22 protein-coding genes, 1 tRNA gene and 1 pseudogene are annotated in these 24,391 nt (G+C 62.7%); 9 read left to right on the plus strand and 15 right to left on the minus strand.

The features are described 5' to 3' along the window. Window position 1: 1 nt before the first annotated feature. Complete coding sequence (locus OCK01_RS15055) at window positions 2–1,177, minus strand: TMEM43 family protein (RefSeq protein ID WP_263824639.1); 1,176 nt, start codon at window positions 1,175–1,177, stop codon at window positions 2–4. A 194-nt stretch (window positions 1,178–1,371) separates the two neighbouring features. On the opposite strand from OCK01_RS15055, the gene OCK01_RS15060 reads away from it, so the two are divergent. Continuing rightward, window positions 1,372–3,354, plus strand: coding sequence for a hypothetical protein (locus tag OCK01_RS15060; protein ID WP_263824640.1), 1,983 nt, complete (start codon window positions 1,372–1,374; stop codon window positions 3,352–3,354). 284 nt (window positions 3,355–3,638) lie between these two features. Here the strand turns inward: OCK01_RS15060 and OCK01_RS15065 are convergent, their stop codons facing one another. Then, entirely contained in the window at window positions 3,639–4,193 is a 555-nt protein-coding gene (locus tag OCK01_RS15065) for a c-type cytochrome (RefSeq protein WP_263824641.1), read from the minus strand. A gap of 147 nt (window positions 4,194–4,340) precedes the next feature. Between OCK01_RS15065 and OCK01_RS15070 the strand changes: the two genes are divergently transcribed. The 3 genes from OCK01_RS15070 to OCK01_RS15080 are packed head-to-tail and all read left to right on the plus strand — an operon-like array spanning window position 4,341 to window position 6,229. Beyond that, on the plus strand, window positions 4,341–5,090 hold the full coding sequence (locus tag OCK01_RS15070; protein WP_263824642.1) for a 3-deoxy-manno-octulosonate cytidylyltransferase: 750 nt from the start codon (window positions 4,341–4,343) through the stop codon (window positions 5,088–5,090). A gap of 30 nt (window positions 5,091–5,120) precedes the next feature. Then, window positions 5,121–5,975, plus strand: coding sequence for a prephenate dehydratase (locus OCK01_RS15075; RefSeq protein WP_263824643.1), 855 nt, complete (start codon window positions 5,121–5,123; stop codon window positions 5,973–5,975). A gap of 14 nt (window positions 5,976–5,989) precedes the next feature. Continuing rightward, complete coding sequence (locus OCK01_RS15080; protein ID WP_263824644.1) at window positions 5,990–6,229, plus strand: Lrp/AsnC ligand binding domain-containing protein; 240 nt, start codon at window positions 5,990–5,992, stop codon at window positions 6,227–6,229. Here the strand turns inward: OCK01_RS15080 and OCK01_RS15085 are convergent. After that, window positions 6,216–6,524 carry a hypothetical protein gene (locus tag OCK01_RS15085; RefSeq protein WP_182827472.1) on the minus strand — a complete coding sequence of 103 codons (309 nt, stop codon included), beginning with the start codon at window positions 6,522–6,524 and terminating at the stop codon, window positions 6,216–6,218. The genes OCK01_RS15080 and OCK01_RS15085 overlap by 14 nt on opposite strands. Before the next feature lie 169 nt (window positions 6,525–6,693). Here OCK01_RS15085 and OCK01_RS15090 point away from each other — a divergent pair, with 169 nt between their 5' ends. Together OCK01_RS15090 and OCK01_RS15095 are read left to right on the plus strand one after the other, a co-directional pair. Continuing rightward, window positions 6,694–7,320 (plus strand): ribonuclease D, encoded by a 627-nt coding sequence (locus OCK01_RS15090; RefSeq protein WP_263824645.1) that lies wholly within the window; start codon window positions 6,694–6,696, stop codon window positions 7,318–7,320. A gap of 103 nt (window positions 7,321–7,423) precedes the next feature. Then, window positions 7,424–8,737 carry an alpha/beta fold hydrolase gene (locus OCK01_RS15095; protein ID WP_263824646.1) on the plus strand — a complete coding sequence of 438 codons (1,314 nt, stop codon included), beginning with the start codon at window positions 7,424–7,426 and terminating at the stop codon, window positions 8,735–8,737. On the opposite strand, the gene OCK01_RS15100 is transcribed toward OCK01_RS15095, so the two are convergent. Next, a complete protein-coding gene (locus OCK01_RS15100; RefSeq protein WP_263824647.1) occupies window positions 8,727–9,053 on the minus strand; it encodes a DUF6665 family protein in 327 nt (108 codons plus the stop codon). The genes OCK01_RS15095 and OCK01_RS15100 overlap by 11 nt on opposite strands. Before the next feature lie 172 nt (window positions 9,054–9,225). Here OCK01_RS15100 and OCK01_RS15105 point away from each other — a divergent pair, with 172 nt between their 5' ends. After that, a complete protein-coding gene (locus OCK01_RS15105; RefSeq protein WP_263824648.1) occupies window positions 9,226–10,974 on the plus strand; it encodes a hypothetical protein in 1,749 nt (582 codons plus the stop codon). 81 nt (window positions 10,975–11,055) lie between these two features. Here OCK01_RS15105 and rpsA read toward each other — a convergent pair whose 3' ends face one another. The 5 genes from rpsA to OCK01_RS15130 form a co-directional block, all read right to left on the minus strand. Further along, entirely contained in the window at window positions 11,056–12,759 is a 1,704-nt protein-coding gene (gene rpsA, locus OCK01_RS15110) for a 30S ribosomal protein S1 (protein WP_182827478.1), read from the minus strand. Between the two features lie 131 nt (window positions 12,760–12,890). After that, window positions 12,891–13,517: a (d)CMP kinase gene (gene cmk, locus OCK01_RS15115; protein WP_182827479.1), complete on the minus strand. Its 627-nt coding sequence runs from the start codon at window positions 13,515–13,517 to the stop codon at window positions 12,891–12,893. Window positions 13,518–13,656: 139 nt separating this feature from the next. Then, complete coding sequence (locus tag OCK01_RS15120) at window positions 13,657–15,615, minus strand: MacB family efflux pump subunit (RefSeq protein WP_263824649.1); 1,959 nt, start codon at window positions 15,613–15,615, stop codon at window positions 13,657–13,659. 2 nt (window positions 15,616–15,617) lie between these two features. Continuing rightward, window positions 15,618–16,835, minus strand: a complete 1,218-nt coding sequence (locus OCK01_RS15125; RefSeq protein WP_263824650.1) for an efflux RND transporter periplasmic adaptor subunit — start codon at window positions 16,833–16,835, stop codon at window positions 15,618–15,620. 186 nt (window positions 16,836–17,021) lie between these two features. Beyond that, window positions 17,022–17,630: a glutathione S-transferase family protein gene (locus OCK01_RS15130; RefSeq protein WP_263824651.1), complete on the minus strand. Its 609-nt coding sequence runs from the start codon at window positions 17,628–17,630 to the stop codon at window positions 17,022–17,024. Between the two features lie 301 nt (window positions 17,631–17,931). On the opposite strand from OCK01_RS15130, the gene OCK01_RS15135 reads away from it, so the two are divergent. Together OCK01_RS15135 and OCK01_RS15140 are read left to right on the plus strand one after the other, a co-directional pair. Further along, window positions 17,932–18,321, plus strand: coding sequence for a TIGR02300 family protein (locus OCK01_RS15135; protein ID WP_182827482.1), 390 nt, complete (start codon window positions 17,932–17,934; stop codon window positions 18,319–18,321). Window positions 18,322–18,459: 138 nt separating this feature from the next. Further along, window positions 18,460–18,535, plus strand: a tRNA-Ala gene (locus OCK01_RS15140). 277 nt (window positions 18,536–18,812) lie between these two features. On the opposite strand, the gene OCK01_RS15145 is transcribed toward OCK01_RS15140, so the two are convergent. The 6 genes and pseudogenes from OCK01_RS15145 to OCK01_RS15170 all read right to left on the minus strand — a co-directional run bounded on the left by OCK01_RS15145 (window position 18,813) and on the right by OCK01_RS15170 (window position 24,282). Next, window positions 18,813–20,525, minus strand: coding sequence for a recombinase family protein (locus OCK01_RS15145; protein WP_263824652.1), 1,713 nt, complete (start codon window positions 20,523–20,525; stop codon window positions 18,813–18,815). Beyond that, window positions 20,522–21,040, minus strand: coding sequence for a DUF2924 domain-containing protein (locus OCK01_RS15150; protein ID WP_263824653.1), 519 nt, complete (start codon window positions 21,038–21,040; stop codon window positions 20,522–20,524). The genes OCK01_RS15145 and OCK01_RS15150 overlap by 4 nt, the downstream gene beginning before the upstream one ends. Window position 21,041: 1 nt before the next feature. Next, window positions 21,042–21,314, minus strand: coding sequence for a DUF3489 domain-containing protein (locus OCK01_RS15155; protein ID WP_263824654.1), 273 nt, complete (start codon window positions 21,312–21,314; stop codon window positions 21,042–21,044). Next, entirely contained in the window at window positions 21,302–21,688 is a 387-nt protein-coding gene (locus tag OCK01_RS15160; protein ID WP_263824655.1) for a hypothetical protein, read from the minus strand. The genes OCK01_RS15155 and OCK01_RS15160 overlap by 13 nt, the downstream gene beginning before the upstream one ends. A gap of 296 nt (window positions 21,689–21,984) precedes the next feature. Continuing rightward, window positions 21,985–22,770: pseudogene (locus OCK01_RS15165) on the minus strand (DUF5681 domain-containing protein); the annotation flags it as partial. A gap of 90 nt (window positions 22,771–22,860) precedes the next feature. Next, window positions 22,861–24,282 (minus strand): site-specific DNA-methyltransferase, encoded by a 1,422-nt coding sequence (locus OCK01_RS15170; RefSeq protein ID WP_263824656.1) that lies wholly within the window; start codon window positions 24,280–24,282, stop codon window positions 22,861–22,863. Between the last annotated feature and the right edge of the window lie 109 nt (window positions 24,283–24,391).

Genomic DNA, 24,391 nt, shown 5'->3' on the forward strand with positions numbered 1-24,391 from the left:
GTCAGGCGCGGCCGAAATTCGGCTCTGCAGCCGGCGCCGATTTCCGCCGGAGATAGCCGATGCCGAAGGCGATCGCAACGCCGCCGCCGATGATGGCGAGCGCCAGGAGCGGCCGATAGGCGAACCAGCCGATCGCGATCACGGTGGGACCGACGATCAAGGTGAGGATGAGCGCGATCACACCGGTGCCGAAGCCGACGATAGACCCCAGGAACGGCAGGATGTCGGCGATGATGCTGAACAGGCCGAACAGCAGATTGAATCCGATCAACAGACCGATCATGCCGGCAGCCCGGATGATCCAGGTGATGATGGTGTTTTCAGTCTGGGCATGATCGAACATCGCCGCCGCGTCCTGGCGGCCGGCCTCGCTCAGGAAGATCTCACGACCGTTCGAGGTGGTGTAGGGCAGGATCTCGTCACCTTGCTGGCGTCCCACGAAACTCGCCTCCTTGAGATCGATGCGCTCGAAGGTGACCCGCATGTCGCCGACTTGCGGGGAAGTCGCGGAATTGCCGACATAGAGGCCGCCCTGATTGAGCTTGACGGGACGGCTGGTGGCGATATTGGCGCCGATGCGCTCGGCGTCTTCCGCCGTCAGCGCGATCTTCGTCCTGTCGCCGAGATTGGCCGCCTCGTCGCCGGTGATCCGGAAGGCGCCCAGGCCCGCCTGATCGACGACGGAGCGGGCTCCGTCCACGGCGAAGGGCGGGTTTTCGTGACCGGACACCTTGAAGTCGGAGGAATCGACCGACGAACCCTTCCATTCCTTTTCATAGGAATAGGTCGTGGTGGTGGTCTCGCTGCCGCCGACACTCTTTTCCGACTTCGACTCGGATTTTTCCACCCATTGATACATTTCCACCTGGCGGGCGACGCCCACCGCCCCCGGCGCGGAAATGCCGAAATCGGGGTCTTCGACGGTGGATTGCACCGACACTGGCCCTGAAACATGAATGAGCTTGCCGTCATTGGCGCTGTCGATGCTGTTGGCGTCGATGGACACCACCAGCCCGGCGCCTTCGACCAACGCGCGATAGGTGTTGATCGCCCTGCCCTCGTTGGTGAACAGGAAATAGATCGACACAAGGATGACGATGACGCCGATCAGGGTGCCGATCACACCGTTTTTCAGGCGTGTGAACCACGACGTGGTGGTAGTTTCCGTATAGCTCATGACTTTCCCCATATGAAGCCGCCCGTGCCGATCGTTCGGCGCTTTGCCGAAACGTGTGTGGCGCTTCGATTATTCTGCCTTGCGCCAAGCTTACGGGATTCCCGTCTCTCAGGCGTTGCCTGAACGAATTCTATTGCAAACCACAAAAAGAGTTTCAAATAGAGATTCACTTTCTTTTTTGGGGACATCAGTAAATGGGCACGCAAATCGACCGATGGGTCGCCGTGATCAACGGCTTCTTCACCCGCTGGCACGGCGTCCTCTATGCCGTCTCGGCCTTTCTACTGGGCATATTTCTGAGTTGGCGGATCCTGTCGCTGGCGACGCCGCTCGGCGGCGTCGAAATCGCCTTCCTGGTCGTCTGCCTGGCGGGACTGGCGATCGGGCTGTGGATGCGCGGCGGCGAGATGCGTTTTCTATCCGTGCTCGCCGTCATCGCCGTCTATGCCGGCGGCTTCGCGCTGGCCGTCGCGATATGGCGCACGCTTCAGAAGGACTCCCAGGCGATCGAGGAATGGCAAGTCTGGCTTATCTTCACGTCGATCTTCATCTGCTGCTATTACATGGCGATGACGTGGTTCCGTCCATCCCGGCGGCTCGACGGCATGACGCCGGATGAGCGCGAGGAGTATCTCGCCGCACGTCGGGAGGAAACGCGCCGCAAGGCCGAACTCCGCAATCTCCCATCGCATGGCTGGTACCAGATCGCCTCCTTCGTCACGGGCGCTGCGATGATCGGCTCCTTCGCCACGACGGCGATCGGCTTCTATCACGAAATCGTCGATCCGCTCGATCCGCCGCTGGTGCAATACGGCATTCCGGTGGGCCTGTCGGCGCTTGCGGCGCTGATCATCTGGGCGGGATGGAACTTCGTCTTCCTGCGCATCCGTCTGGCGTCGAACATGGTCTCGCGCCTGTTCGGCTTCACGGTCGGCCTGATCGTGCTGGTGCCGCTGACGCTCGCCATCCACACCGTGTTCGGCATTATCGGCGTCGGCGGCGCCGAAGGGGTACGCGCCCACAATCTCTGGTATGCCGACGTGCTCGACGCCTATGAGCGCCGGGTCGACGGCGAGCGCGCCATCGAAGCCAACCGCCTGGCGGGCGCGCTTCAATATATGTCGAACCAGCTTCAGGCGGCCGCTCTGAACGAGGAGCGCACGGGCCAGGGCTGCGGCGCCGGCAAGGGCTCGCTCTGGACCTTCTACACCGACTCCGCCTCGCGCACCCAGACGATCGTCGACATCGTCACCACCCGCAAGAACGCCAATCAGGATATCAAAGCCAAGGTCGAGGATCTGCGCGCCCGCATCCGCCGTCCGGAAGCCAAGATCGAGGTCATCCAGCCGGAACTCGCCGCACAAGCCGACCAGATCCGCAAGCAGATCATGGAAACGGACAATTCCTCGGCCATCCCGAGCGTCCGCACTTTCATCACCGAAACCCGGGCCACGGTGAATTCCGACGCCTTCTTCTCCGGCTGGTCGGCCTGCACGCTCGCCAAAAAGGACGTCATTCTCGCCCAGATCAACACGCTGATCGATTCGGTGGAGGAGTCGATGCGCAGCGCCGAAAACGAGATCCGGGCGAAAAAGAACAGTACCGAATTCCGGATTCCGCCGGAGAACCGCATCGAGACGATCCCGTTTATCGACCGCTATTTCCATGGCGATCGGCGCGAACCGGCGCAGACGCCCGCCCAGGCCGCCGGCGACGTGCCGGTCTTCGTGCCGATGCGGCCCTTCTGGTCGGTGGTCTCCTATGCCGGCAGCCTGATGGGCTATATCGCGCTCCAGCTGGCGCTCGACTTTTCGCCGGCGGTGCTGGGCCTGCTGTTCGCCCTGCTCGCGCCCTTCCCGCGGGCCCGTACGCGGCTCGGCAGGGCCTGGGAAAACTATTGGGCGAAACGGATGGAGCGCTGGGCCCCGGTCGAGGAAGAGCCGGCGGCCGTCACGCCACCGAAACCGGCGGCGCAAGAGCCCGCCGCCGGACGCGATGAGGTCCCGCCCGTGAAGGAAACCGATTCTCAACCGCCGGCGTCGACGCCGCCCGGATCATCCAGCCCAGAGCCCGACGCTGCGCGGCAACAGCGCCGTGAACCTTCGCTCGATCCGGAGCCGACGATACCGGCCGAGACGACCGAAGGGCGTGATCGCAGCGACGACATCAGGCTTTGACTCCTGAGGTCGGACGTCGGCCCCTGCCGGCGTCCTACGCCTGCCTCTCCCATTCGACGGACATTGACGTTTCAGGCCCGCAACGAGTAAGCAAACGGCGCAGGACCGGCCCGACGGCTCCATGACCTGATCGCACGCCGCCGCCATCTGTCGCGAACATCGTGAAATTCGGCGTTAAACGCCGTCTCATTCCCGTCAAGCCTCGAAAACGCGGCTCGCAGCAAATCAAAAGGCCCCGGGGACAATCCGGGGCCTTGTAATTCAGATCAGTCTTCGACTTCGGCTTACTTGGCCGGCGGAGGCAGAGGCGCGTCCGACTTGGAGTTCAGGAAAGCGATGATGTCGGCGCGTTCCTGATCCTTCTTGTCGCCGGCGAAGCCCATGGCGGTGCCTTTGATGTACTTCTTCGGCGCGAGCAGGAAGTGGTTCAGGTGGTCGAAGCTCCAGACCTCTTTGCCGCCCTGCGAAAATTCCTTCATCGCACCGGAATAGCTGAAATCGGCGAGATGCGCGATGGGACGACCGACGACGCCGTAGAGGTTGGGGCCGACTTTGTTGCCGCCGCCCTTTTCGGTGCTATGACAGCTCGCGCATTTCTTGAACAAGGCTTCGCCGCGCGCCGCATCGGCGGTCGCCATGAGATCGGCAATCGGAACCATGGCGGGGGCGGCGTCGGCGGCCGGCTCTCCGCCTTCGGTGGGTTCGGCGGCGGCGATCTCAAAGCCCGGCTTTTCCGGCACTTCCGAATGGAACAGGCCCTCCGAGGCGATCGAAACCGACATCAGCACGAAAACAGTCCCCAACAACGCGCCGATACCCATATTCACGTAAGAATTCATCTCGCAGAGCTCCCCTGTTGCCAGATCCCGTCCGGCGCACCTTGAAATCGCGCGGAACCTATGTCTTTTGGCTCCCATGCGCAACAGTAGTCAACCGTCAACGGTGAGACTAATTGACACTATTCTCGTGGAAAATGAAGGCCCGGCATGACGAATCCTGCGTATGAAAACACTCTCATCCTTATTCCGGCGCGGATGGCCTCCACGCGCTTGCCGGGTAAGCCGCTCGCCGATATTGGCGGGGCGCCGATGATCGTACAGGTTGCGCGACGCGCCACGGAAAGCGGCGTCGGTCGCGTAACGGTCGCGGTGGACCATCCCGACGTGTTCGAGGCCGTGCGAAGCGCGGGCTTCGACGTGGTGATGACCAGGGTCGATCACCAGTCGGGCTCAGATCGGATTTTCGAGGCGCTCGGGCACGCCGACCCCGAGGGCAAAGCCGAGTTCATCGTCAATGTGCAGGGCGACCTGCCGACCATCGAGCCCGAATCGATCCGCGCCAGCCTGCGTCCGCTGGCGAATGCGGCAACCGACATCGCCACACTGACGGTCGAGATCAAGGACGAAGAAGAAAAGATCAATCCCAACGTGGTCAAAGTGGTTGGCTCGCCGCTGTCGGAGACGCGCCTGCGCGCGCTCTACTTCACCCGCGCCACGGCGCCCCATGGCGCAGGCCCGCTCTTCCACCATATCGGCCTCTACGCCTATCGCCGCGCCGCGCTCGAAAAATTCGTCGCTTTGTCGCCTTCGACTCTCGAAAAAAGGGAATCGCTCGAGCAGCTCCGGGCGCTGGAGGCGGGCATGCGCATCGATGTCGAAATGGTTGACGCGGCCCCGCTCGGCGTCGATACTCCCGCCGACCTCGAAAAGGCCCGGGCGATCCTCGCCGCGAAATAACAGCAAGAAGATTGGGCGGAAGCGCATATCATGATCACCACCACAAACCGCATCGCGTTCCAAGGCGATTACGGCGCCAATTCCGACATGGCCTGCCGGGATCAGTTTCCCGAGATGAGCCCGCTTCCCTGCCCGACATTCGAAGACGCCTTCATCGCGGTGGAAACCGGCGACGCCGATCTCGCGATGATCCCGATCGAGAACACGCTGGCCGGTCGCGTCGCCGACATTCACCGGCTGCTGCCTGAATCGCGGCTGCATATCGTCGGCGAGTATTTCATGCCGATCCGCTTCCAGCTGATGGTGCTGCCGGGCGTGACGCATGACGAGATCCGCACCGTGCACAGCCATATCCACGCGCTGGGCCAATGCCGCAAGATCGTGCGCCTGAACGGCTGGAAGCCCGTGGTCGCCGGCGACACCGCCGGCGCGGCAAAGCTGGTGTCAGAAGAGGGCGACCGCTCCATGGCGGCGCTTGCGCCGCGGCTGGCCGCCGATCTCTACGGCCTCGACATCCTTCAGGAAAATGTCGAGGACTCGGAAAACAACGTCACGCGCTTCGTGGTCCTGTCGCACAAGGCAAAGCCTATTCTGCGTGAAGCTCGGGATGAGAAGATCATCACAACCTTCATCTTCAATGTCCGCAACATTCCGGCCGCGCTTTACAAGGCGCTCGGCGGTTTTGCGACCAACGGCATCAACATGACCAAGCTCGAAAGCTATCAACTCGGCGGCAAGTTCATCGCCACCCAGTTTTATGCGGATATCGAAGGCCATCCGGACGATGAAAACGTCAGGCAGGCGATGGAAGAGCTGAAATTCTTCTCGACCGAGGTCCGGCTGCTCGGCACCTACAAGGCGCACCCCATGCGCGACACGCTCTGATCGGAGAGGAACCCATGACAACCTGCGTCTTCGTCCAATTGCAGTGCAAGCCGGGTAAGGCCTATGACGTCGCCGACCGCGTCTATGAGCGCGAGATCGCTTCGGAGATCTATTCGACCAGCGGCGAGTTCGACCTGCTGATCAAGCTCTATATCCCGGACCGGCAGGACATCGGCCATTTCATCAACAACAACATCCTGGGTATCGACGGCATTTCGCGCTCGCTGACCACCATGACCTTCAAGGCCTTCTGACGATCCCGTCCGCGCCCTTATAGACGTTCCAGTCGTACAGGCGCGGCGGGTCGCGCGACTCCACCGTCACGCCGTTTTCCTCGCAGCGATAAATCCGCTCGACGACCGGGCCGGAGCGCCAGCTCCGGACGCCGACGCCGTCATGCACATCCCTGAGCGCCGTGGTGCAATTGAGCGACGGCTGCGGCTTGTCGTCGGGGTCGACGACGCCGGGCAGGTTGGTGAAGGGATAGTCGCCGGCCATGGCGAGTCCCGGCGCGGCGGACAGAAGAGCGACAATCAGCAAGGCGCGCATGCGCGTGAACTCCGGTTTCCGCGTCCTATGTATGACGACCGGCTCCGCCATCCAATATGCTTTCGAACAACATCGATAACCTTTCGGTGAGGCTGCCGCGCGAAGCAGCATTCCGTTTCTTCATGCAATCGCATATATCCGAATGATGACACAGAAAACCGGAGCCGCCATGTCCGCCGACATCCGCCTGCACAAAGGCGACATTTCCACCGAGGCCGCCGCACGCTATGCCAGCGCGATCGCCATCGACACGGAAACGCTCGGTCTCGTGCCGCGCCGCGACCGGCTCTGCGTGGTGCAGCTCTCTTCCGGCGACGGCAGCGCTGACGTGATCCAGATCGCCGCAGGTCAGACCGAAGCGCCGAATCTCGTGGCCATGCTCGCCGATCCCGCGCGACAGAAGATCTTTCATTTCGGCCGCTTCGACATCGCCGTGCTGTTTCATACCTTCGGCGTGACGACGTCCCCCGTTTTCTGCACCAAAATCGCCTCGCGGCTCTGCCGCACCTATACCGACCGGCATGGCCTTAAAGACAATCTCAAGGAAATGCTGGAGATAGACGTCTCCAAGGTGCAACAGCAATCGGATTGGGCGGCGGAAACGCTGTCGCAGGCGCAGCTGGACTATGCGGCCTCCGACGTGCTGCATCTGCATGCGCTCCGCGACAAGCTGACGGCGCGTCTGGAGCGGGACGGCCGCATGGCGCATGCCGAGGCCTGCTTTCAATTTTTGCCGACCCGCTCCAAGCTCGATCTGCTCGGTTGGGAAGAGACCGACATTTTCGCGCATAGTTGAGATCAGGCGGCGGCCTTGGTCAATCAGTCCGCCGCGATCGACATTTCTTGGGTGAAACGCCGCGAACAAGCTATAGTCGACGCTCCATATCAGGGAGGTCGATATGTTTTCGAAATCTTTTCAAATGCTTGCGGCTATTCTTACGCTCTCCGGCTTTCCCATGGCAGCCCAGTCCAACGATTATCCTCCTGTCGTTTTCGTTCACGGCGACAGCGACACGGCCGGCCTCTGGATGGTCCAGATGTGGCGTTTCGAGAGCAACGGCTATCCACGCGACCGGCTTTTCCCCGTCGACATCCCCCATCCTTCGGCGCGCGGAGATGACGGAAAGGCGGAGCAGAACCGGTCCTCCACGGAAGATGCGGCGCGCGCCGTGGCGGCCAAGGTCGACGAGGCGCTCGCGAGCAGCAAAGCCGGCAAGGTGGTGTTGATCGCCAATTCGCGCGGCTGCCAGACCTCCCGGAACTTCGTGAAGAACTTCGGCGGCGCGGACAAGGTCGCCGCCATGATCCTTACCGGTTGCGTGCACCGCGGCGTGTTCGTTGCGCCGGACTTCGCGCAGGGTTCGGAATACAACGGCGCCGGCGCCTTCCTGAAGGCCCTGAACGAACCGCCGGTGATCCCCGACGGCGTCCCGGTCACCATCATCAGATCCGACAGGTTCGATCTCTATTCCCAGCCGGACGGCAAATTCATCGGCAATCCCGGCAAGCCGACGGGAGCGAATTTCGATTCGCCCGAACTGGAGGGGGCGAGCAACAAAGTGATCGCCGGCGCGGATCATCGGGAGACCGGCTATTCGCCCGAGGCCTTCGCCATCATGTATAAGGCCATCACCGGCGCGGAGCCGGAATCCACCGCGATCGCGCCGGAGAACGCGCCGGTGCTGTCTGGCGTGGTTTCGGGTTTCGACAATGCGGCGCCGACCAATCTGCCGCTCGTTGGAGCGCGGGTCGCGATCTTCGAGACGGACAAGGCGACCGGAGCCGAGCGAGGCGAAGCCGTCTATGAGGCTTCCGTCGGCGAGGATGGCCGCTGGGGTCCGTTTACGGCGAAGCCGGGCCAGACCTATGAATTCGTCATCCGCGCGCCCGGTCTGCCGGTCCACCGGATCTATCGCTCCGCTTTCCCGCGTTCATCCGACGTCGTCAACATCAGGCTCTATCCCGCAGAGGGCGGCGACGGTCCCGGCATTGGAGTGATGCGGCCACGCGGCTACTTCGGACCGGATGACGCCGCCACCGCCAACGGCGCGGCTTTTGCCGAAATCGACAAGAGCGAGCCGGTGCCGCATGTATGGAAAGCCCGTGTCGCGGGCTCGCCGGGAGAGAGCGTGGTCGCCCGGTTCAACGACGAAATGCTGGCGGGGCGGATTCCCGCCGCCGGCGAAAACGCCTGGATCGAACTCAGCTATTAGCCGCCGGACGCTTGACGCCGAGCCGGGCGATCACCTCGCCCGGTATGGCGTAACGCGCGATGATGTCGCGACCATTGCGCAATCCGCAGACTTCGCGCTGGATGAACAGCGCCTGCACCGCCTCGGCGGCGTCGTAGAGGAGGTTTTCGCGTTCAGCGCCGTCCGCGTGGCCCAGGCGCGCCAGCAATGCTTCGACCTTGAGCCCCGCCCGTCCCAGGCTGTCGGCGCGCTCCGACATCAACTCATATTCCAACAGGCCGAGAGCGGTTTCTCCCTGACGGGAGGGTGCGAGCGATTGTGGCGGACGAACGGACATGGCGTTAGCATTCCATTAAGCATAGTTTGCTAGTCTGTCCGACAGATATAGGCTTACCCAGGCGCGATGCAACTGCGCCGCCGCTAGTCAGCAGGAGGGATAGCCGGGGGCGACATGAGCCGCCCTAATGTCCCACCCCATGTTCCCCTTCCTCTCCATCGGGAGCAATGTGATGCTGACGCCTTTCAGTTCGGGCGTGACGCCCACTGCCAGTTTGAAGACCAACAACTCGGACCAGCGCATGTCGCCGGCTTTCTCGGGCGCGCAGCCGCTCGCCGAAGGCCCGACGCCCATTCAAATCGCACAGCCGATAATCGGCCTCGAACCCGAAGCTCTTCTGGCGAACGTCAAGACCGAAACCGCGACCGCGCTCAATCAAACCGTATTGCAAACCCTCGCCGCGGCCGTCGCGGCGCGGATGGGTGTCGAGCGCCTTCCGGACGAATTGCTGGAAGCATTCTTCGTTCGGCTGGCGGCGGCGATCGAACGCAAACCTTCGGCCGAGCAGGGAAAGATCGAAACCCGGGCTGGTCTGAAGCCTTTGCAGATCCCGCTTTCCGACCTCGCCCCTGCGCTGAGGGACCCTTCCGGCCCGGTCGCGGCGCGCCTGACGGCCAAGGCGGAAGCGCCGATGGCGGCGCCGCAGAAGACGGCTGCCGCAGGCATAACCGATTCCTACCTCCAGACCGGTTCCACCCCGGCCCGCAGCGCCGAAACGGTCGCCATGAGCGAGCGCAATCGCCTGTCGACAGACACCGGAAACCTGCTGTTTCAGAACGCCGCGCCGAAGACCGGAGACGGCGAAGCCGACAACGCGTCGCAGACGCAATTCAGGACGCTGTTTGCGCCGGATGCGGCCGGCTTCGAGCGCGACGCGCCGAGGACGGCGCCGGCCCATGACGTGGCGAGACCCAACACGGTTGCGCGAAGGGGCGCGGGACCGGCGGCGAGCGGCCCAGAGGGCCCATCCGTCGCCGGTCCGGAGATCCCCCTCCCTGACGCGTCTGAAGAAAAGGTTACAGTCACAGGCGCGCCGGCGCGGAGCAACAAAACCGAAGCCGCCCCGCAGAGCACGCCGATCGCCCTCCCCGCAACGCCGGAAGCCGAGTCGAAGACAGCGCCCGTCGAAACACGACAAAGTCCCGCAGATAAAGAGCGGCCGACGCTTCAAGTAAAGCCGTCGTCCATATCTCCGGAACTCCAGCAGGCCTCCCCAGTGCGGGCGGACATCGCCGAGGCACAGACAAAGACCGGGAGCGTCACGCCCATGAAAGACGCGCCCCGTGCGGGCGAGCGCCTCGCGCTGCCCGACGTTCCTCCCCTCGATCCGCAGACGGAATTCGGAGAAAAAGTCGAGGACAATGACCTGCAGCGGAAGCTCTTTCGGATGCTGACGTCTGCGCCTACGGCATTGGAGGATAGGTCATCCGCCGTCCCGGATTTGCAGAACGTCCTAAGGGGCCGAATCCAAGCCGAACTCAAGGAGATGACGGCCATGGCGGAATCGGGCGAAGCGCTCGAACCTGCGGCCGAACGATCGGCGCGCTCGCGCGACGTGATTTCTTCCACACTGCTGCCAACCTCGACCACGACATCACAGCCGGAGGCGACGCAACGGGCAGCCGCCGCGTCGCAGTTCGGCGTGCCGTTCGGATATGTGACGACGCCGCCCGGCAAGGATGCGTTCGAAGCCCGCAAGGCCGAAGACGGCGAAGGGCGACATCGGGAAGACGAGTCGAGCGACGAAGACGCCGACCAGAATCCGGAGACGCCGGACGAGCGTCGCGAGCGCCTGGCGCGCGACGGCGTCGATCGTCTCCTGCAGCCTGAGGCGGAGCCGTCGCAGGAACTGACGGTCAATCGGGATTCGACCGAAGCCGATCGCGCCTTCGCCTATTATCAGCGCCTCGCCGGTTTCTGACGCGAGACCTGAAAATCTCCACAAAAGAAAACCCCGCCGGCGGAAAGCCGGCGGGGTTCGCATGTCTCAGATCAGCAGAGCTTATTCGCCGCCGCGGTTCTTCAGAGCCGCGCCGAGAATGTCGCCGAGCGAGGCGCCGGAGTCGGACGAACCGAACTGAGCGACGGCTTCCTTCTCTTCAGCGATCTCGAGAGCCTTGATCGACAGCTGAACCTTGCGGTCCTTCTTGGAGAAGTTGGTGACGCGTGCGTCGACAACCTGACCGACCTGGAAGCGCTCGGGGCGCTGTTCGTCGCGATCGCGGGACAGGTCCGCGCGGCGGATGAACGACACCAGCTCTTCGTGGTTGACCAGCTTCACTTCAATGCCGCCATCGTTGATGGCGAGGACTTCGCACGAGACGACGGCGTTCTTGCGCAGATCGCCGGAAGTCGCGGCTTCGCCGACAGCGTCGCGGCCGAGCTGCTTGATGCCGAGCGAGATGCGCTCCTTGTCGACGTCCACATCGAGAACGACGGCCTTGACGACGTCGCCCTTGTTGAACTCTTCGATGACCTGTTCGCCCGGACGGTTCCAGTCGAGGTCGGAGAGGTGCACCATGCCGTCCACGTCGCCGTCGAGGCCGATGAACAGGCCGAATTCGGTCTTGTTCTTGACTTCGCCTTCAACGACTGCGCCAGCCGGATGAGCGTTAGCGAATGCAGCCCACGGATTCTCGAGCGTCTGCTTGAGGCCGAGCGAGATGCGGCGCTTGGACGGATCGACTTCCAGAACCACGACGTCGACTTCCTGCGTGGTGGACAGGATCTTGCCGGGATGGACGTTCTTCTTGGTCCAGGACATTTCGGAGATGTGGATGAGGCCTTCGATGCCCGGCTCCAGTTCCACGAACGCGCCGTAGTCGGTGATGTTGGTGACAGTGCCGGTGATCTTCTTGCCGACCGGATACTTGGCGCCGATATCGCCCCAGGGATCCGACTCGAGCTGCTTCATGCCGAGCGAGATGCGATGGGTTTCCTGGTTGATGCGGATGATCTGAACCTTGACCTGCTGGCCGATGGACAGGATTTCCGACGGATGGTTGACGCGGCGCCAGGCCATGTCGGTGACGTGCAGCAGGCCGTCGATGCCGCCGAGATCCACGAATGCGCCGTAATCGGTGATGTTCTTGACGACACCCTCGACAACCTGGCCTTCTTCGAGGTTCTGGACGATTTCAGAACGCTGCTCGGCGCGGGACTCTTCGAGAACCGTGCGGCGCGACACGACGATGTTGCCGCGACGCTTGTCCATCTTGAGGATTTCGAAGGGCTGCGGAACATGCATCAGCGGGGTGACGTCGCGGATCGGACGGATGTCGACCTGCGAACGCGGCAGGAAGGCGATGGCGCCGTCGAGATCGACGGTGAAGCCGCCCTTGACCTGGTTGAAGATCACGCCTTCGACGCGTTCGCCGGCGTTGAACTTGACTTCCAGCTTGGTCCAGCTTTCCTCGCGGCGAGCCTTCTCGCGCGACAGGACAGCTTCGCCCATGGCGTTTTCGATGCGGTCGACATAAACTTCGACTTCGTCGCCGACCTTCAGCGTGCCGTCCTTGGCGCGGGCGCCGAATTCCTTGAGCGCGATGCGGCCTTCGACCTTGAGGCCGACGTCAACGATGGCGACGTCCTTCTCGATGCCGGTAATGATGCCCTTGGTCACATAGCCTTCGGCGAGGTCGACCTTGGAAAAGGATTCTTCGAGGAGGGACGCGAAGTCCTCCTTCAGGGAGTTAGCTGCGGACATTGGTTCTCCAAACGGGCGACGTCTTGTCCAGAAGTCGCCGAAAGCGCCGGGGTTAGTGGTTAAACACAGGCCTTCCCCATAGTCCGGCCCTCAAAAACGGGGCAGATCCGGCGCGCGGAATACAGGAAAACCTATTTCAAGCGCTCGTCGATAATCGCTTTCGCTGCCTGAAACGCCGCCTCTATACCCATTTCGGACGTATCAATCAAGTGCGCATCAGCCGCTGGTTTCAACGGACTGTCGGCGCGGCCCATGTCGCGCGCATCGCGCCTGACGAGGTCGGCGAGTACGGTGTCGAAATCACCCGAGCCGCCATTGGCATGGATTTCATCCAGGCGACGCTGGGCGCGAACCTCGGGAGACGCCGTCACATAGAGCTTCACATCGGCATCGGGGCAGACCACAGTGCCGATATCGCGTCCATCGAGCACCGCGCCGGGCTCGCGACGGGCGAAACGGCGCTGCGCCTCGACGAGTTCGCGACGCATGTCCGGCATCACCGCAATGCGGGAGGCGGCTTCGCCGATCGCATGCTGCGACAGTACGGTCCGGTCGAGGCTGGACAGATCCAGCCGTCGCGCGGCATCCGCCGCCTGCGCCTCGCTGTCGAGCGGCAGCCCCTGATCCAGCATGGACTTGGCCACGGCGCGGTAGGTCAAGCCCGTATCGAGATGATGAAAGCCATAGGCGTCCGCGATTTTCCGGGACAGCGTTCCCTTTCCAGCAGCTGCGGGGCCATCGATGGCTATTGTCGGCATTCCCAAACCCTGATCGTGGCAAGAATCATGAAACTGTCGCACTCACGCGGGTGTTTTCATAGGCAGAGACATGGGCCTTGCCAAGCGCAGGCGCAAAAAATGCCGGGGCGACGCATCGTTTGTCGCGGCTACGGACGCGTCACGCCCGACTGAGGGCGACCACCGGATCGAGCCGCGACGCGTTGCGCGCCGGAAGGAAACCGAACAGGATTCCGATCAGCGTGGACACGACGAAAGCGCCGATGATCGACGGCGTCGAGTAGATGAACGCGAATTTGTCGGTGAGCAGCGAGACCAGTCCGCCGAGCCCGAAGGCCGTCGCCACCCCGAGAAATCCGCCGACGAAACAGACCAGCACGGCTTCCGTCAGAAATTGCTGCAGGATATCGGAGCGCCGCGCGCCGACCGCCATCCGCACCCCGATTTCCTGCACCCGTTCCGACACCGACACCAGCATGATGTTCATGACGCCGATGCCGCCGACCACCAGCGAGATCACCGCGATGGCCGCAACCAGCAAAGTCAGCGTCTCGGCGGTCGCCGTGATCGTCTGGCGGATCTGGTCGGTGTTGAAGATGAAGAAGTCCTTGGTTCCGTGGCGCGCCGTAAGGAATTCCGTCGCCACCTGTTCGGCGAGCGTGGTGCTGGCGTCGTCGGACACTTTGAGGAGAATCGAGCGCAGGCTCGTCTCCCCCGTCAGCCGCGCCTGAACCGTGGTGAAGGGCAGATACACATTGAGATTGCCCGACCCGCCGAAGCTTTGTTCCTGCGGTTCGATGACGCCGATGATGCGGCAGGGCACCGCGCCCACGAGCAGGATCTGCCCGACCGCGTCCTCATCCGGAAACAGCGTCTTTCGGGTGTTGTCGTCGATGACCACGTCCTGGGCGCGGGCGTTCACGCTCGCAATATCGAAAAATCGGCCCGACGCGAGCGCGGCGTTGCGGACGCTGAAAAAGCCGGGGCCGACGCCGTTGACCAGCGCCGAGGCTTCCTGCGATCCGCGCCGCAGGGTGAGACTTTTGGTGACCGTGGGCGTGACGCCGGCCGCGTAAGGCTGGGCCGCCAGCGCCTCCGCGTCGGCGAGGGTGAGAGTCTGGACCTTTTCGGAGCGCACGTCGCCGAAATTCTTGCCGGGAAAAATCTCCAGCGTATTGGCGCCGAGACGCGATATTTCCTGCAGCACCAATTGTTGCGACCCCGCGCCGATCGCCACCACGCTGACGACGGACGCGATGCCGATGATGATGCCGAGCATGGTGAGAAACGTGCGCAGACGATGCGCGTTCATCGCGATCAGGGCCATGCGGAAGGCTTCGCCGAACCGGTCCAACCCGGCCATGACGGCGTTTCCCGCCGAAACCTTTCGTCGGGAATCTCCATCGGACACCGCCTCGGCCGCATCCGCCTCTTCCGTCCGGCGATCCGAAACGATGCGTCCATCGGAAATTTCCACCACGCGATGAGCGCGTCGGGCCACGGCCATGTCATGCGTGACGATGATCACCGTGTGGCCCTCGGCGTTCAGTTCTTCGAGGATCTTCAGCATCTCCTCGCCGGTCCTGGTGTCGAGCGCGCCGGTCGGTTCGTCGGCGAGGATCACGTCGGCGCCATTGATGAGAGCGCGCGCGATCGAGACCCGCTGTTGCTGGCCGCCCGACAGCTGGCCCGGACGGTGGCTCAGGCGCTCGCCCATTCCCAGCCGTTCCAGCATCGCCCTGGCGCGGCTGCGCCGCTCGGACGCCGACATGCCGGAATAGATCGCCGGGATCTCGGCGTTGGACAGGGCCGAGAGTTCGCCGAGCAGGTGATAGCGCTGGAAGATGAAACCGAAATGCTCGCGTCGAAGCTGGGCGAGTTCGTCCGGATCGAGATCCGTGGTGAGCCTGCCGCCGATGCGGTAGCCGCCGCCGCTCGGCCGGTCCAGGCAGCCGAGAATGTTCATCAGCGTCGATTTGCCCGATCCCGAGGGTCCGATGATCGCCACGAATTCGCCGGCCGCGATTTCGAGATCGACATCTTTGAGCACCGTGATCACATCTTCGCCCGCGGGGAATTCGCGGCGGACCTTGGTCAGGGAAATGAGCGGGTCGGTCATGGTCAGAGCCTCATCGGAGGGCGACCGACGCCGTCCGCCGCCGCAGCCGTCGTCGAGCCGCGGCTGGTCACGATCACGTCGCCTTCTTCCAGCCCCGACTTGATTTCCGTGCGCAGCTTGTCGCTCAGGCCGGTCTCCACCTCGCGGAATGCGATCGTCTTGTTCGGCCCGACCACCTCGACACGGCTCTTGCCTCCGGGTTTTGCCGGCGGCTGGATCGCCGAGGCCGGCGCCAGGATCACATTTTCGGCGCGCCCGAGCACGATATGCACCTGCGCCGTCATATAGGTCTTGAGAACGCCGTCCGTGTTGGGAACCGTGAAACGGCCGAAATAATAGATGGCCTCCGACGTCGACGACGAACTGCCGACGCTGCTGGAGGAACTGGAGGTCGAGATCTCCGAATCCGAGCGCAGGCTGTCCGGCGCCGGGTCGATGGAATCGAGCTTGGCTTCCCAGCGACGGGCGCCGTCGCCGAGCACGGTGAAATAGACGTCCTGGCCCGGCTTCACATTGACGACATCGGCTTCCGAGATCTCGGCCTGGATCAGCATCCGGTCGATCTGGCCGAGGACGACGATGGTCGGCGCGGTCTGGGCGGCGTTGACCGTCTGCCCCTGTTGCGCCACGACCAGCAGGACGGTTCCATCCATCGGCGCGGTGACGCGGGTGTAACCCAGATCCACCCTTGCGCTGGCGACCGCCACTTGCGCCTCGGCGATCTGCGCATCGAGGGCGGCGATCTGCGCCCGCGCCGTAAACACCGCCGTCTGGGCGTTCTCGAATGCGTCTTGCGAGGTGGCGCGGCTGGCCAGCCCCTGTCGCGATCTCTCGAGCGCCGATTCGGCGTAAGTGAGCGTGGCCTGCTTTTCGGTGCGTTGAGCCCGCACATTGGCGAGCGCGGCCTCCGCCGTCTTCAATGCGTTCTGCTGGGTGAGACTGTCGATTTCGGCGACCAGATCGCCTTCCGAGACTTTCTGGCCGAGCGTCACATGCAGATCGGTGATACGGCCCGACGCCTGCGCGCCCACCGCCACGAGCCTTGCCGGCCGCACCGCGCCGGTCGCCAGAACCGCGACTTCGATGTCGCCCCGGGTGGCCTTGGCGGTGATGACATTGGCGAGGGGATCGCCGGTTTCGGCCCTGTTGAGCCAGATATACCCCCCGGCTGCCGCAATCAGCAGGATCGCCAGCGTCAGCCAGCCCGCCCATTTCTTCATCGTCCTGGTACTCCATGGCATCCGGCGCGACCGGTCCGCTCGTCCATGATCGCCGGGATGCGACCGGATAGTTCGGGACGAAACGCGCATTGTGTCCTGGATGGGATGTAGGCAGAGGCTTGGGGCGCGTCAAAGGCGAAGGCGAAACTCTTACAAAACTTTACCTCATCGCGGCCGAACTTCGCTTCAGGCGAGCGCCCGGCGCACGGCGGGACGTTCTCCCATTCGGCGGTAGTGCTCGGCGATCCGCGGGAAGCCGGCGATATCGACGTCGTCGCTTTCCAGCCAGGTCGCGACGGTGAAGAGATAGGCGTCCGCCACGCTATAGGCTTGTCCCATTACCCAAGGGCCGCGAAACAAATCGCGCTCGATCAGCGTCATGCAGGCCGCCATGGTTTCCGGCACCTTGCGCTTCATGTCCTCCAGCGAGGACGGTTCCGACGCCCAGCGCGCGCCTCTCCTGCCATGGGCGTGTGCGACATGCACGGTCGAGGCGAGGTAGGCATTGAACGCCTGCATCTCGGCGAAGGCGAAGGGATCGTCGAGCGGCGCCAGCCCCGCCTCGGGAAATGCCTGTGCGAGATAGGGCAGCAACGCCGCGGTCTCGGTGAGCACGCCGCGATCCGTGATGAGCGCAGGCACCCGCCCCTTGGGATTGACCGCGAGATAGTCGGGCGAGGTCTGCTGTTGTGTGGAGAAATCCACACGGACCAGTTCATGTGGCGCCCCGATTTCTTCGAGGACGATTCGGACGGCCAGCGCGCAGGTGCCGGGCGTGAAGAAGAACGTGTACATGATCGGCCTTTCTCGGTATGGCGTCCATCCTTATCCTCCGAGGCGTCGGCATCGGCAAGAGCTGCGACGCCCGACGATAGGCCATAGACGCCGGAGACCGGAGAAAGCCGTATCGGCGGCCCCTGACTTTCGACCATAATCGAGGCGCGCCGCTGATTCGCGGGGCGATTAGGCTTTGACAGACGCGCCCAACAAAGATAAGGGCGTGATCCCTGAAAATGACCATCGCCGTTCGTGGCGCCCGCCGTTTCCGGCATTTCGGACGGCTTCTTTTCAAGCTTACCACTCAAGAGGTCTAGACGTGGCAAAACCCGAACTCGGAACCAAGCGCATCGACCCGGAAACGGGCAAGAAATTTTACGACCTGAACCGCGATCCGGTCGTGTCGCCCTATACCGGCAAGTCCTACCCGCTCTCCTTCTTCGAAGAGCATTCCGTCGCCAAGGTTCTGGAGAAGGACGAGGAAGAGGATGTGGCGGAAGTCGACACCGAAACCACGGAAGTCGAACTCGTCTCGCTCGAGGAAGCCGACGACGAAGCAGCCGGCTCCGAGGAAATTCCGGATCTCGGCGACGACGACGTGGATATCGGCGACGATGACGACGACACCTTCCTCGAACAGGACGAGGATGAGGACGAAGACGACATGACCGGCCTGATCGGCGTCGGCTCCGACGAAGACGAAGTTTGATTTTGCTGACTTTTCCGGGCCGATAAAAAAAATCGGCCCGATTTCATTTTATCGCTTGCCAATCCGAATAAGCGACAATATACAGCGCCCACCGACACGGAAACGAGGTCGGGACCACCCGCCGGACACGGCAAGGATGGGGCTATAGCTCAGCTGGGAGAGCGCTTGCATGGCATGCAAGAGGTCAGCGGTTCGATCCCGCTTAGCTCCACCAAATTTTCTTCCCAGAACTCACCAAAGCTGCACCGATCCAAAGAGACTTGACATTTCCGTGGGTTAGCTCGCGCTGTCTCTTTATCTCCCCCAGACGCCTGCCGATATCTCCTCTCTTTCCGCCCTTTCCCGGCTGCAGTCTCTGTCGGCCCTCACCTGCGTCCACTAATTTTGCCGGGTGGGCGTGGTGGTCTAGATACGTCCGCATGCAATGAGGGCAGCCCGCGCCTTGAAGACACGGACTGCGGATGATCGTTTGGGACAGTCTGGTGGTATTTTTACCCGCCGAGCAGCGTTGCCTGCTCCGCCCAGCTTGCAGGAATGTCCACCAGCCTTGAGAGGGTGCGGACGGTGAGATCAGCAGGCTGACGACCGGAGAGAATCGATTCGGTCAGCTGCGGCGACAGGAAGGCCAGCGGCAGAATGCGGCTGATATCGGCGCGATGCACACCGAGCTGATCGGCGAGTTCGGCGATCGATGATGCCGAGCCATTGGTGAGCCGGTTGAGATAGATATGCGCTCGGGCGATGAGATCGATCAGCGCCTGATCCGGCTCTCGCCCGGCGCCTGCTTGAACCACCATCCGTATCTCGACGCCGCGGCGCTTCATGGTCATCGGAATGGTGATGGTGGAGGTTTCGTCATCCTGGGGATCGTCGCTGGGGATTGTTGGTTTTATCGCGCCTTGTTGATCTTCGGGAATCAAGGCTTTGATAAGGGCGTCCCGATTGATGTCAAATCGGATGTCGCTGGGAGCGATCGTGATCGCCTTGAAGATCAGGCGGATGCAATCCCGACGGCGGAACGGATCCGGCGAGGCGAGATCGTCCTTGAGATCGTTGAGCCGGTCCAGTGCGGCGGCGATGGCGGTTCCGGCTCCCGCCTGTTCCAGCCAGGTCGAGATTATATTGGTATTCTCTAGAACGGCGTTGGCCTGGCAAAGCGCGATGCGCTCCAGCTCGTCGGCTGGAAGTCTCCATCCATCCTTTCTGCCCCTGGAGTTCTTTTGCAGGCGATGAGAGAGATAGTAGCGATAGCGTTTCAAGCCCTTTGCTGCGCTTGAGGGGCTGAGGCGATCACTGGTTTCGTCAAAAGCGATGCCGTTGAGCAGATGGATGTCGGGCGCTCCGCGCCCGCGACGGCCCCCAGTGCGGATCTCGCTGATTTCGGCCTGGACCGCATCGAAGAGGTCCTGGGAGACGATCGCCTGCTGCTCCCCGTCATGGATGCGTCCCTTATGGGTGATCTTGCCGATATAGGTCGGATTGGAGAGAAGATAGCGCAGCTGGCCATGGGTCATGGCCCGCCAGCGACGCGGCGTCTCCATTTCGGGTTTACTCCTCGCATAGGATTCGCAGGCGGCGTCGATCTCATGTTTGACCGCGCTCACCGATTTGAGCTCAACCACGCGACGAAAGAGATGGCGAACATAATCGGCGTCGGCTTCATCCACCTCCAGCTTGCGATTGTCGAGACGGTAGCCGAGCGGCACGCGGCCGCCCATGAACATGCCCTTCTGTTTGGAGGCGGCGATCTTGTCGCGGATGCGTTCGGCGGTGACCTCGCGCTCGAACTGGGCGAAGGACAGAAGGACATTGAGCGTCAGGCGCCCCATCGATGTCGTGGTGTTGAACTGCTGGGTGACCGAGACGAAGGAGACGGAATGGCGGTCGAAGACATCGACGAGTTTGGAGAAGTCCATCAGCGATCGGGTCAGACGGTCGATCTTGTAGACGACAACGATGTCGATCCGACCTTCGCGAATATGCTGGAGCAGGCGCTGGATGGCCGGCCTCTCCAGCGTGCCGCCGGAGATGCCGCCATCATCGTAGGGTTCCGGGATCAGACGCCATCCCAGGCTCGCCTGCGAGGTGATGAAGGCGGCGCAGGCTTCGCGCTGGGCGTCGAGCGAGTTAAAACTCTGGTCAAGCCCCTCCTCGCTCGATTTGCGGGTGTAGATGGCGCAGCGCAGTCGGCCCTTCTCGCTCATAGTCCGAAGAACCTCGGGCCGGACCACTTTGCCCCGGTGATCGCATAGGCGATGGCTGTCAGCGAGCGGTGGATCTTGCCATCCAGCAGATATCCCTCTGGCAAGACATCGACGACATAGCGCTTGCCATTCCACTCGCGGATCAGCCGCGCGCCGGAGACAGGAATGGATCGGATGTGAGGCTGCCGATCTGCTGCTTCGGAGACAAGAACAGCAGGGACAGCTTCAGCAGGTTCTGAAGAGGCCACCGCAACCGAAGCAGCAGCCGACCGGGCGGCAAGCTTGGCTTCGGCAGCTCTGATGGCTGCTTTCAACAGCCGCGTGGCGCTGACGGACAGTCCGCCGAGCATATCTTCCTGGATGCGCCAGGCCGCCGAACGTATCAACAAAGGCTGGCGCACGCCTGATGGCGGCGGCGCGCCATAGCGCTTGCGCCAGAGATCGATGAGATCGGCACGGGGAAGACGATCGAGGGCTTGCAGCTGGTGTTCCAGCATTGGCTTGCGCTTGGCCATGTCAGAGAACCTCGGTCGTGGCGGCGCTCTGCAGGGCTGTGGCAGCCGCAGTCTTGGCAGCAGCCTTCGCGTCGCTCTCCAGCGCATTCCCATCAACTTCGTCGGCGGCGCCACCATGGCCCCGATCATCATCGCGAACCAGCCGATAACGACTGACGCCATCCTCCCCTTTCTCTGTGATCACCTGATGCTGGAGCTTTTTGCGGATGACGCTGGAGAGGAAGGCGCGCACCGAATGGGCCTGCCATTGGGTCGCCGCCATCAGGTCGGCCATCGAGGCACCGGCGTCACGATTGAGCAGGTCCAGACGAGATCGGTCTTACGGGCTTTGACCGTTGAGGCGCAGTTTATCTCGGCGGTCTTGGTTGCCTGGACCATCTGCTCTGCCTGGGCATCTGTTCTGGAAGCGGATGGCGCCAACGTTCCACGAACTTGCTCCTGGTTGTCGACGGCGGCTGCGTCCTTTGCGGATCTCGGCGACTTCTTCCCAGCCTTGCGGGATGCCGACGGTGGCGTGTCGGCGCCTACAGACGCCATCGGAGCGGCGGGTGATAAGGTGATGTGCTCTGCCGGCGCCGTCAGCTGCGCGGCTCTTGCGCCGGCGATATGGCTGCGAACCGATTTGCGGATATTGGTGATGATCGACATGTAAGCCTCTGTCAAAGTCCATGCGCCGGACCATCCAGCGCTTGCACTGACGAAAGCCCGCATAGTTGTGGCGGGCGTGGGCAGGCGGAGGCGAGCTCCTCTCCGCCTGCACAGCAATGCTTCCTTTGCGGCTGAAGTCCAGTCGCCTGCGCGGGAAGTTCGCTCGGTAGTAAGTTATCCCAGATCCCACCCCGTCTTGGCGAGGTGGGGCCGGCGGCGCGGGCTGTTGGGACAAGACAGCCAGCCCTGCTGCGCGAAAAAACTTTTTCCTCCGCCCCGCGCCGCCGACGCCGCGATCATGCCTCGGCGGCCAGGATCTCACGGACTTCGTTCATAATGATCTCCACGTTCTCAAGCATGACCGTTTTCTCCGGAAAGACATAGCCACGCGGCAGGTCTTTGCCGAGGCTGCGCCAGGCGCCATAGAGCTCCTTCATCAGCACCCGCTTCGGCATGTTCTCATATTTCATCATCCGCAGAACCCATTCGGTGTCGCTGAGCCTCATGCGTGGCGGAATGCCCTTCTCCAGGAGATGGGCGCACAAACCTGCCGCTCCGGGTTCACGCATCGGCTCGCCGTCGAGACGGCTGTCGCTACGCTGGTCGAGCGCGTCCTGCATGATCAGCACATCCCTATAGCGAATAGTCTCCTCCAACTTTGCCTGCCAGACTTCGTCAATGGGACCGAGGAAGCGGACGCCCTCCTTCTCATGCAGAATGATATCGTCAGGATGAGGCAGAGGCGTTGGCGGCGGCAGCCCCTTCGTCTTGGCGGTCTCGATCTCCGCCCAGGTCTTCTGCTGATAATCCCGCCAGAAGGCGATCTCCTCGGCGCGCTTGCGCGCCCTCTCCGCGTCGGCGCGCATGATGGTGTGCACGGCCAGAGTTTGAGAGCGGGCATTACCCTTGGCGGCATTGGTGAAGATCGAGCGCATGATCGCCTCGCGCCAGGGAATGGAGTGCGTCTCCCCGCCCTCCCGGACCGGCACATGGCTATCGGCAAGAGCGAGCGCCGCCGACAGCATCGGCTGATCGAACAGCGCCTGATCGGCGACAGCCTTTTTCGGCCGCCCCTTGGGATTGCCGGATTGCCCTTCTGGAACTGGCCGCGATTGGCCGGACGCCTAGGCTCGCTATACTCGCCGAACAAGATCTGTCTTTTGATCGCCTCTTCATCCATGGCGGCGGCTCCTCGGCTTGCGGGTGTTGGCTGTGGTAGTTGGTTGGGAGCGTGAGGTGCTTGACGGTTGGGTTAGGACCTCCTCGCCGGCGTCACTGTGAACGCGCCCCTCCAGCCGCTCTTCTCGCAATCTCTCGAATGTGGCTTGATCTCCCCTGCCCTCCAGCACCGCCTGCTTGCCGGTATATCGCTGCCAGCGCTCGATGATCGTGTCGCAATAAAGCGGGTCATATTCGATGAGACGGGCGGCCCTTCCGCATTGCTCGGCGGCGATCAGCGTCGAGCCGGATCCGCCGAAGAGATCCAGAACCGTCTCGCCGCGTCGCGAGCAATCCTTGATGGCGTCCGCCACCAGCGCCACCGGCTTGACGGTGGGGTGCATGGCCAGATCCTCCATGCGCTTAGCCCCGAGGCTGCTGATGCCGGCATTGGTGCGGTAGCGACCGCTGTCGCCCAGACCAAAGCTGTTGGTGTGCGGCTGAGAGCCAACCTTGAACACGAAGACCAGCTCATGCTTGGAGCGATAGAAGGTGCCCATGCCGCCATTGGTCTTGTTCCAGACGCAGAGGTTCTTCAGCTCCGAGAATGCCGCCTCGCCGGCGTCGAGCATCTCGCGCATGTGACGCCAGTCCATGCAGACAAAGGCGATGGCTCCATCCCTGGCGACGCGGGCGGCGTTGTTCAAGGTCACTGTCAGGAAGTGGGTGAACTCCTCCCTGCTCATTTCGCCGGAGGCAAAGGCGAATTCGCGGTGACGCATAGAGCCCAGTCCGCCGACATTGCCGTCGATCGCCACATTGTAGGGCGGATCGGTGAAGATGAGATCCATGCTCTCTCCTTCCACCAGCCGATCGACATCTTCGCTCGACCGCGCGTCGCCGCAGAGCAGCCGATGCCGGCCGAGCCGCCAGAGATCGCCCATCCGGCTGACCGACGGCCCGGACGATGGCGCAACAATCCGATCGGCGTCATCATCCACCGTCGCCGGCGACGCCTCACGGGCATGATCGAGAGCGAAGTCGACTTCCGCCAGCGAGAAGCCAGTCAACGTCACGTCAAAATCGAGATCGATGAGCCCCTGCAGCTCGATCGCCAGGACCTCGCTGTCCCAACCGGCATTCAGCGCCAGTTTGTTGTCCGCCAGCACATAGGCGCGCCGCTCGGCCGGCGTCAGATGCGACAGCCGCACCACTGGCACGTCCGTCAATCCCAATTCCTTGGCCGCCCTCACCCGGCCGTGGCCGGCCAGGATCTCGCCGTCATCACCGATCAGCACCGGATTGGTGAAGCCAAACCGCCTGATGCTCTCGACGATCTGGCCGATCTGCTTTTTGGAATGGGTGCGGGCATTGCCGGCATAGGGTCGCAAAGATCCGACCGGCAGCAGTTCAATCGAAGGCGAATGCGTGTTCATGAGAGACCTCAAAAGCGTCAAACAAATCACGTCTTCATGATTTGCGATGGTGAGGTCAGGTGCAAGTGAGGAAAGGTGGTAAACTCAACCTATGCGAGCTGCAAAATCG

Origin of the sequence: Rhizobium sp. TRM95796, assembly GCF_025779995.1 — a bacterium.
Taxonomy (GTDB): Bacteria; Pseudomonadota; Alphaproteobacteria; order Rhizobiales; family Rhizobiaceae; genus Rhizobium_E.

Excerpts from the sequence above, each read along its gene's own strand:
- OCK01_RS15095 (WP_263824646.1), top strand. The coding sequence starts at position 7,424 with ATGTTTTCGAAATCTTTTCAAATGCTTGCGGCTATTCTTACGCTCTCC.
- OCK01_RS15145 (WP_263824652.1), bottom strand. The coding sequence starts at position 20,525 with ATGAGCGAGAAGGGCCGACTGCGCTGCGCCATCTACACCCGCAAATCG.
- OCK01_RS15080 (WP_263824644.1), top strand. The coding sequence starts at position 5,990 with ATGACAACCTGCGTCTTCGTCCAATTGCAGTGCAAGCCGGGTAAGGCC.
- cmk (WP_182827479.1), bottom strand. The coding sequence starts at position 13,517 with ATGCCGACAATAGCCATCGATGGCCCCGCAGCTGCTGGAAAGGGAACG.
- OCK01_RS15060 (WP_263824640.1), top strand. The coding sequence starts at position 1,372 with ATGGGCACGCAAATCGACCGATGGGTCGCCGTGATCAACGGCTTCTTC.
- OCK01_RS15150 (WP_263824653.1), bottom strand. The coding sequence starts at position 21,040 with ATGGCCAAGCGCAAGCCAATGCTGGAACACCAGCTGCAAGCCCTCGAT.
- OCK01_RS15065 (WP_263824641.1), bottom strand. The coding sequence starts at position 4,193 with ATGAATTCTTACGTGAATATGGGTATCGGCGCGTTGTTGGGGACTGTT.
- OCK01_RS15085 (WP_182827472.1), bottom strand. The coding sequence starts at position 6,524 with ATGCGCGCCTTGCTGATTGTCGCTCTTCTGTCCGCCGCGCCGGGACTC.
- rpsA (WP_182827478.1), bottom strand. The coding sequence starts at position 12,759 with ATGTCCGCAGCTAACTCCCTGAAGGAGGACTTCGCGTCCCTCCTCGAA.
- OCK01_RS15120 (WP_263824649.1), bottom strand. The coding sequence starts at position 15,615 with ATGACCGACCCGCTCATTTCCCTGACCAAGGTCCGCCGCGAATTCCCC.
- OCK01_RS15125 (WP_263824650.1), bottom strand. The coding sequence starts at position 16,835 with ATGAAGAAATGGGCGGGCTGGCTGACGCTGGCGATCCTGCTGATTGCG.
- OCK01_RS15130 (WP_263824651.1), bottom strand. The coding sequence starts at position 17,630 with ATGTACACGTTCTTCTTCACGCCCGGCACCTGCGCGCTGGCCGTCCGA.
- OCK01_RS15100 (WP_263824647.1), bottom strand. The coding sequence starts at position 9,053 with ATGTCCGTTCGTCCGCCACAATCGCTCGCACCCTCCCGTCAGGGAGAA.
- OCK01_RS15075 (WP_263824643.1), top strand. The coding sequence starts at position 5,121 with ATGATCACCACCACAAACCGCATCGCGTTCCAAGGCGATTACGGCGCC.
- OCK01_RS15155 (WP_263824654.1), bottom strand. The coding sequence starts at position 21,314 with ATGGCCGACCTGATGGCGGCGACCCAATGGCAGGCCCATTCGGTGCGC.
- OCK01_RS15055 (WP_263824639.1), bottom strand. The coding sequence starts at position 1,177 with ATGAGCTATACGGAAACTACCACCACGTCGTGGTTCACACGCCTGAAA.
- OCK01_RS15160 (WP_263824655.1), bottom strand. The coding sequence starts at position 21,688 with ATGTCGATCATCACCAATATCCGCAAATCGGTTCGCAGCCATATCGCC.
- OCK01_RS15070 (WP_263824642.1), top strand. The coding sequence starts at position 4,341 with ATGACGAATCCTGCGTATGAAAACACTCTCATCCTTATTCCGGCGCGG.
- OCK01_RS15090 (WP_263824645.1), top strand. The coding sequence starts at position 6,694 with ATGTCCGCCGACATCCGCCTGCACAAAGGCGACATTTCCACCGAGGCC.
- OCK01_RS15170 (WP_263824656.1), bottom strand. The coding sequence starts at position 24,282 with ATGAACACGCATTCGCCTTCGATTGAACTGCTGCCGGTCGGATCTTTG.
- OCK01_RS15105 (WP_263824648.1), top strand. The coding sequence starts at position 9,226 with ATGCTGACGCCTTTCAGTTCGGGCGTGACGCCCACTGCCAGTTTGAAG.